Raw genomic sequence first — 7,080 nt, 5'->3', positions numbered from 1 at the left:
GCTAAAAGGATTACCTGGATATGGATGGTATTCGATTCCCGGTCATACCAGATGGAAAGCTCTCCAACCTGTACCGGCTCGACAATAATATTTACTTCCAGCGGCGGGCCGGTGATAAAATGCGCAATAAAACCGATTATTTTCTTAAATCTTTCCTGATAACAACCCAGGCTTTCAGCGGCCCGCAGGTCAATCTCAAAATCATCCTGGCCTCTTATGACTGCCCTCCCCATATTAACCGCTCCGAAACCTGCCAATTCCAGGGGAACCTCGGTGACACTGTCAGGAAAAGATTGGGTATCCGGTACAGGCCCCTTTTCAGAACCGCGTAGTTCCATGAGCAAAAATCTGATAAAATCACGGACGATCCGGTCGTTCCCTGCGGCGGAGATGCTCAATAAGTCACCCAATTCCCGCGTTAATATCCCGGTAAAAATCCTATTCTCCCGGCTATTCCTTATGATTTTCAGGTAATTCGGCTTAAGCTCCCGTTCAATCTTCAATTCTCTGCCCGGTTCGTTGAACCTGCTTTTTATGTTATCCCTGATGATCTCCGCCAGTTCCCCGGATAGTTTAGCCCTTAACAATTCCTGGATAGCAGATTCTTTTTCAGGAGACGAAAAAATTTCTTCCCAGCCGCGGTTGCTTTCCCGCAAACCCCGGATAATTTTAAGTAAACATCCCAAGCTTTCCTGCTTTGAAACGGTATCAAAAGGCTCAAGCAGGCCCGACAGGGAAAGGAGATTCACGGAAATCTCTTTATAGCCGAAGGTACTTGCCTTTCCGCTAAGATAATTAAGGATGTCTTCGACGTCCTGATCCTGAATCAGAACCAGGCCCTCCTTTTCGGAGAGCGCCGCGATACCCTTAATAATCGCATAAAGGAAAGCGAATGCTTCACTAGCGCATTCAGGTTCCATCCTGGCGATCATGGAAACCGGGAAATTCATCGCCAGACTGGTAAACATAACCTGCGACAGATCCAGTATCCCTATGGTGGGATAAAGAATGACCTTCCTGACATTTAACGAATCCGAAACATTATAATAACCGCCGTCTTGGCCAAACTGAGACTGCTGTTCCTTGAGCCAACTATTCAGATACCCATCGGCCTTTTTTACAACCTCCTCATCCGATAAACTATCGATCTCGAAGAAAACATTATTTTTAACCGGATTATCCCGGAGTAAAAATTTGACAAGCAAACCCTCTATCCTTCCGCGGTCTTCATAACGGCGATAGAAAACTTCCATCCAAGAGTTATACAGCAGCCTAAACCGGTTCACCCTCTCTTTAACCCTATCGATAAGCTCTACGCCGGCTTCCGCCATATCTAACTCGGGATTTTCCCCGATCAGCTTTTCCAGGTCGGTATTTTTCAGCCACCCCGACAGGAAATACCCCGAGCCCCCTTCCATTTCTACCAGCCCCGCAAGGCGGAGGATCCTTAATTCTTTTTGCACCGTCCTTAAAGAATCATTGCCCCCTCTTTTTCCCGCCAGTTCTCTCGATCTTTTCGGATTCCCGCTGAAAATACCGTTAACCTGCATATAGCGCAATAAAGTAGCGGGAGAACCCTTGGGAATATCAATAACGGAACCTATCCCATCCGGAGAGGATTTAACCAGGCGGCCGTGCTTATCATATAAAACAAGCTCTCCTGAAGCCCGGAAAGAGGATGTTTCACCGGAAATAATCACTTCATCTTCTTCCGGTTTCTTACCGGCCTTCTCTTCCGAAACAGGCGGTTCTTTTATTTCTATCTTTACTTTACGGGCAGGCTGTATCCTTTGAACGGGATTAACCCGCCGGGGGTCATTTTCTGTTTTTATAAATAAGATCTCCGGGGTTTTCTCTTCTCCCTCAAAGGAAAAAACGCCTGGCAGCCCGGCATAAACAAGCTGTGAACCGGGAAACATATTTCTAAACGACCCGGCAAAATTATTGGTATATCGAGAAGCCCACACCAATAGGCGGCGCGCCGCCGGAATTTCGTTCTGCGCCTGGAGAAAGAATATCCTATTTTCGTTTATTTCCTGCGGGCAGGTTTTATGGATTTGCTCATGAGCTCCGATAAACCTGATCAAACCCAGAATTTCTTTGCGGCTATAACGCGGGTAGAGAAAATCCCTTAGGACACGGTAGCTGATATTACCGTCGGGCCCGCGGATACGCCCGGAATAGCTTATTTCTTCCGTCGCGATATCGAAAAAACCGACCGGCTCATCCACTTTTAAACCCAACGCCTTATACAAATCTTCAACCATCGCCAGTCTTTTTTTCCAAATTCCGATGTCCATTCCGGCGGATATTCTATCCGAAATCAAACGGATAAACTCGTTTAATTCCGCCAGGCTAAAATTACGTTTTCCCAAAATCTCCCCCACCTTGATCCGGGCAAAGGGGTTGGGGATGATGTCGGTAGAAACTATATCCTGGACAAATAACTGCCTTGCCTCAAAAGCCTCTATCTGTTCCTGGCTTAGCTGTCCGGCGGCCTTAAGCTGTTTAGCCGCGGAGAACAAAACATTGCGGTCGTTAAAGATTTTTACTCCCTCGGTAAACTCACCGTATACGCAGCCGATGAATATCCGGGAGGCGCCCCGGGATAAGAGCAGCACGGCGGCCTTGATGATCGTCTCCCCGCTTGAGATGATATCATCAAGCAGTATGACATCCCTGCCGGAAACGACAATATCGGGCATGACCATAGTTACCTGCAGGCGCAAGGGTTTGGAGGAATCCCTTTTCTTATCCATATTTCCACCGTATTCCATATTGTTGTTGGCGGAAGCGTCTTTAGAGAATATCGCCGCTCCCTTGTCCGCGCCGATAATCACCGGATTAACCAAGAAATTATTCTGCTTAAAGTAAGCGGCTAAGTCTGTAAAGATATTAAAATTGAAGAACTGAACAGGCCGGGCAAGATCCGGGAAGATCTCTTTAAGCTGGATCCTTCCTAACTCTTTCGAGAAGTGGATATTTAAGGTCTGGATCTGGCTGGAATAAATACTGATCGCATCAAGAATAACCGAAGCGCTATTAGCACTTAAAGCAAAAGAACCATGCTTTTTTAAGCGATAGGCCTTGTGCTGACGCATATAGCTGAAGTAAGTAAAGAAGAGCGCCGGAGCGATACCCTTCTTTTTAAGTTCGGAAAGAGCCTTAAACAGGTTGATGATACCCGTATTGGCGTCAGTGGCGCAAACCAGAAGATAATTTTTGCTGCTGTCCAGGCCGGAAGGCAGGATAATCTTGCCTTTATCGTTAATCTTAATCGATAAGCCTGACGGCATATCCAACGGCTTAAAAATCTCGGTATTAGGCATAAACAGGAGGCCGTCAAAACCGCGCTCATAGTCTTTGTTAACATTCAATAACCCCTTTTTGAACTTTTCCCGGACAACCATTGAACCGTAAGAATGGCCTTTAAACTCCTCCTTGGCTACCAGCTTGAGGCTGGTAAAACGGGAAGCTACCTCAATAATCCATCCATCGGTATTATAAGGAAGAACACAGGTAATACTTTTTGCGCCACAGTCTTTAGACAAAAGACCCAGGGTAAAGATGAGTTTTAAGACTTCCTGAGGCTGATTAACCTGATCAAAGAACAACACACAATCCTTGCTTCTGACATAACGCGGATTACTGATGTATACATATATTTCTTTATTGCCGAATTCACCGGAGAGAACTTCCAGGTTTATGCCTTTTGATTCAACCGCCGAATCCCGGCGGCATTTATCGAGTTTTTCATCCTGGCATTTGATGGTTAAGAATACCTTTTTGGCGGATAACAACTCTTTTTTCCTCGAGCGGACGTATTGACAAACTAATTTCTGCGTATCGGACTTAGGGGATTTGAACCGGTCAAGGCCGTCGATATCCCCTTCCAAGAACAATCTATCGATGTATAATTTCAGGAATTTGTTGATCCCGGTATCCCGGTCTACGAAGAACTCAAGCCAGCCGCGGTCTTCCCAGGCCTGTTTATGGCTGCGGTGGGGAGTAGTGCCTTTTTCGTAAAATTCATGGTCCAGGACAAAAGCAAAAAGACCAAAATCAGCAAGAAGTGATTCATAGAAATTCTGCGTGATATAACTGCAGAGATTACCCTGCTTATCCGGGATGGTATATACGGGAATAGTATCGCGAGCAAGGACAGCTTTGTTGTATCGGGGGATGCCGAAGAGACGCGATGCGGGGCCGTCTCTTACCGCAAAAAATCTTAAACTGGGGGAACGCTGGGCAAGCAAGGCCTTGACCAAATCGGAAAAACCTCTTGCCTCAAGTTCCTTAATAAGCGCATCCGGAATACTAACCTCCTCAGCCTCCTTAATGACTCTTTCGATATCCTTATAGTTACAGTTGAAACGATGCATCAGATCATCGGAAGTTGGGGCTTTAAGGGCAATCCCTTTAGAAAACGCTTTCTTACGCGGTAAAATAAAATTAGAAAGATTTTTTAAATAATCATTTTCCGGAAGGATTCCCGCGTTCTCGAAAGCCTCTAAAAGGATTTTTAACTCAATGTGGCGAGTCCTAAAATAATCATAGCTTGCCTGACAGGCAAGAGCATGGGAACCGGTTTCAAGTTCTTTGTTTTCATGGCGGATGATATCATCGATAAGTATCTGGAAGGATTGCGACGCGGAATCGGACGGGTTAAACGGCGGGGCGCGGGATGCAAAGGCCTTTAACACCGATATCCTCCCCGGGGTAGTTTCGGTATCGGCGATATTACCGGTTTTAGTCTGATCGGCAAAGATTATTTCCGCATCCTTAAAATACAATTTAAGATTATCCAACTGGCCGGCAGAGGAAATAATCGGTTCACCGCCAAGGCGGGCGGGGTAAGTTTTAGTCCTGATTTCATCCTGCCACTGCTCTATCACGGTATTGATTCTTCTGGCAAAAGAAAACTCGCGGGCAATCCCCTCCCCAAGCTTATGGTACATCTGGCGGTATTTATCATGTTCACTGAATAATTTAGATAATAAACCGTAATCGGTATCGTAACCGCGTTTTAAGAATTCCTTGAAATCAGCATACTCCCGGGCACTCAAGATTTTTTCCGCCGCCTGTTTTAAGTCGAACTCCGCCAGAGCCTGAAATATCAGCACTTCCCAAAAAAATGCCCGGCCGCGGGTCTGGGCGTTCACATAGAGGATATTGCTTAAGTTATCCTGCCCGGTAACCAGGCTAGGAAGGTCATCGCTCAAGGTAAAAAGCTGCCCGAACAGCTTGCGCGGGACAACCGTATTCATCACTATCCGGACATTACTTTCTCTGCTCAGGACCGGCTCCAGCCTTCCGCTTTCATGATTATATTCCAGGACATTGTAACCTGACTCTTCGGCCGCTTTAAATACCTCATCGCGCATCAGCTTATCACCCTGGCTGTGATTAACGAAAAAAGTTGCCGGGCGGGCGGCAAATTCCTTATCTTCCCGCCTTGCCGTTTTAAAAACCGTAAAATACATCTTTACCTCATATGGCATATGCCCATAAACAAAACCCCAGGCGCTCTTTACCGCATCCCCGAGATCCAATACGGCATAACCCGGTATTTTTTCCAGGATTTTCCTGCGTTCCGCGTAAATATTTTCTTTATCCTTGGCTTTACAATATCTTACATAGTTTTCAAAATTCGGGGCTACCGGCGGCATACCCAAGGCGTCGCTGTTGCATCCCAGCAGATAATGCCCGTTCTTATTCGGGTCCCGCCAGCATAATTCCCGACCAACCTCATGAATCGTGATCTTCGCGGCCCTTCTCAAACCGATCGATTCGAAGTAAGAGGCGTCGCTTCCGGAATATTCATCGGTATAAACCGCGTATAACATCACCAGGTCTTTTTTCCCCATGAATTCATCCATCCTCTCCCGGGAATCCTGCGCATTGATATAAGTTATGCCTCCCAAACGCTGGATATCCCGCTGGCCTTCGAAACCGCTGATCAGCTTGATTTTGCCCAGAAAAAGATAATCGTCGCTCTTAAGGAAAATGACCTTAATCGGCAATGACGGATAAATTTGCTTCAGCTTCTGGGCGGTATTAACCATAAACACCACATCCCCCGCCCCGGCTAAACGATAAGGCAAGACTAAACTAATGGAAGGAGTATCTATCCCGTCCAAAGCTTCCGCGGTAACCAGATGCTCCCTCAAGAACTCTACGATTACCTCCGCGACCGAAACCCGGTTAGTCGAAGAGAAAATAGTATCCGTGGAAATAATATCGCTGATAAGCGGCAATCCCTGTTTGTCGGTCAAAGACCTGAATACCGCCAGATTTTCTTCCGACTGTTTTCCGTGCACCGTTCCGAAGAATACCCGCGATGCCCCGTATTTATCCTTAAGTATGTAAGAGAGCTTGACGGCCGTGGAACCACCCGAGATCACATCATCAAGGATCACTACATCCCTGCCTTTGACATCCAGTCCTTCCGGTTCGGTAAAAAAAACTTCTTTTATGTTAAGCCGCATTTTTTTGAAAACCGCCAGGGGCAAGTCCAAAGATTCGGCCAGCAGGGCCAAAAATGAAAAAGTGCCCTGGTCGGGAGCAACCAATACAGGCCTATTCAGGTCATAATTCTTTATAAAATAACGGATAAGATAGAAAAAAGCGTTGAGGTTAACAATATCAATCCCACCCACCCCTTCCATCTGGTAGGCGTTGATCCGCGGTTCCTTGATAAAATGCGTATTTACGGTATAAATCCTACCGCAGTATTGGCTGACGAGACTTAAGATAATCTTCGCGGCGTTCACGCCGAAAGCCTTCTCCCCGTAACGCGGTGCGGGAAAATTCTTCTCCTGCCTGTCGTAACCGAAATAGAAAAACAAAACATGGATATCTCCGGCGTCTCTTTTCTTCAACTCCTCAAGAATTACCAAGAGCTCGACGATTCCCCTGGAAGTCCTCGTGGAATGAATAAAAAGACAATCTTTACCCTTCACATCCACGGGAATATCCACAAAAATATTCCCCTCCTTGAGAGTGTCGACTTTGACCGTGCCGATTTGCAGGCCGTGGCTTGCGTCGAACTTCATCAACCCTTTGCTCACCTTGTCTTTC

The 7,080-nt window shown here is 46.4% G+C and carries 1 protein-coding gene; it reads right to left on the bottom strand.

Annotation, left to right across the window (positions count from 1 at the left end; genetic code table 11):
• The coding region (prs, locus tag PHU49_12300; protein MDD5244789.1) for a ribose-phosphate diphosphokinase at window positions 1-7,080 on the bottom strand (7,080 nt) is incomplete at both ends.

This window comes from Syntrophorhabdaceae bacterium (genome assembly GCA_028713955.1).
Lineage (GTDB): Bacteria > Desulfobacterota > Syntrophorhabdia > Syntrophorhabdales > Syntrophorhabdaceae > UBA5609.
Note: the sequence above shows the minus strand (reverse complement) of the source record. Positions and strands in the feature narration are given on the sequence as shown.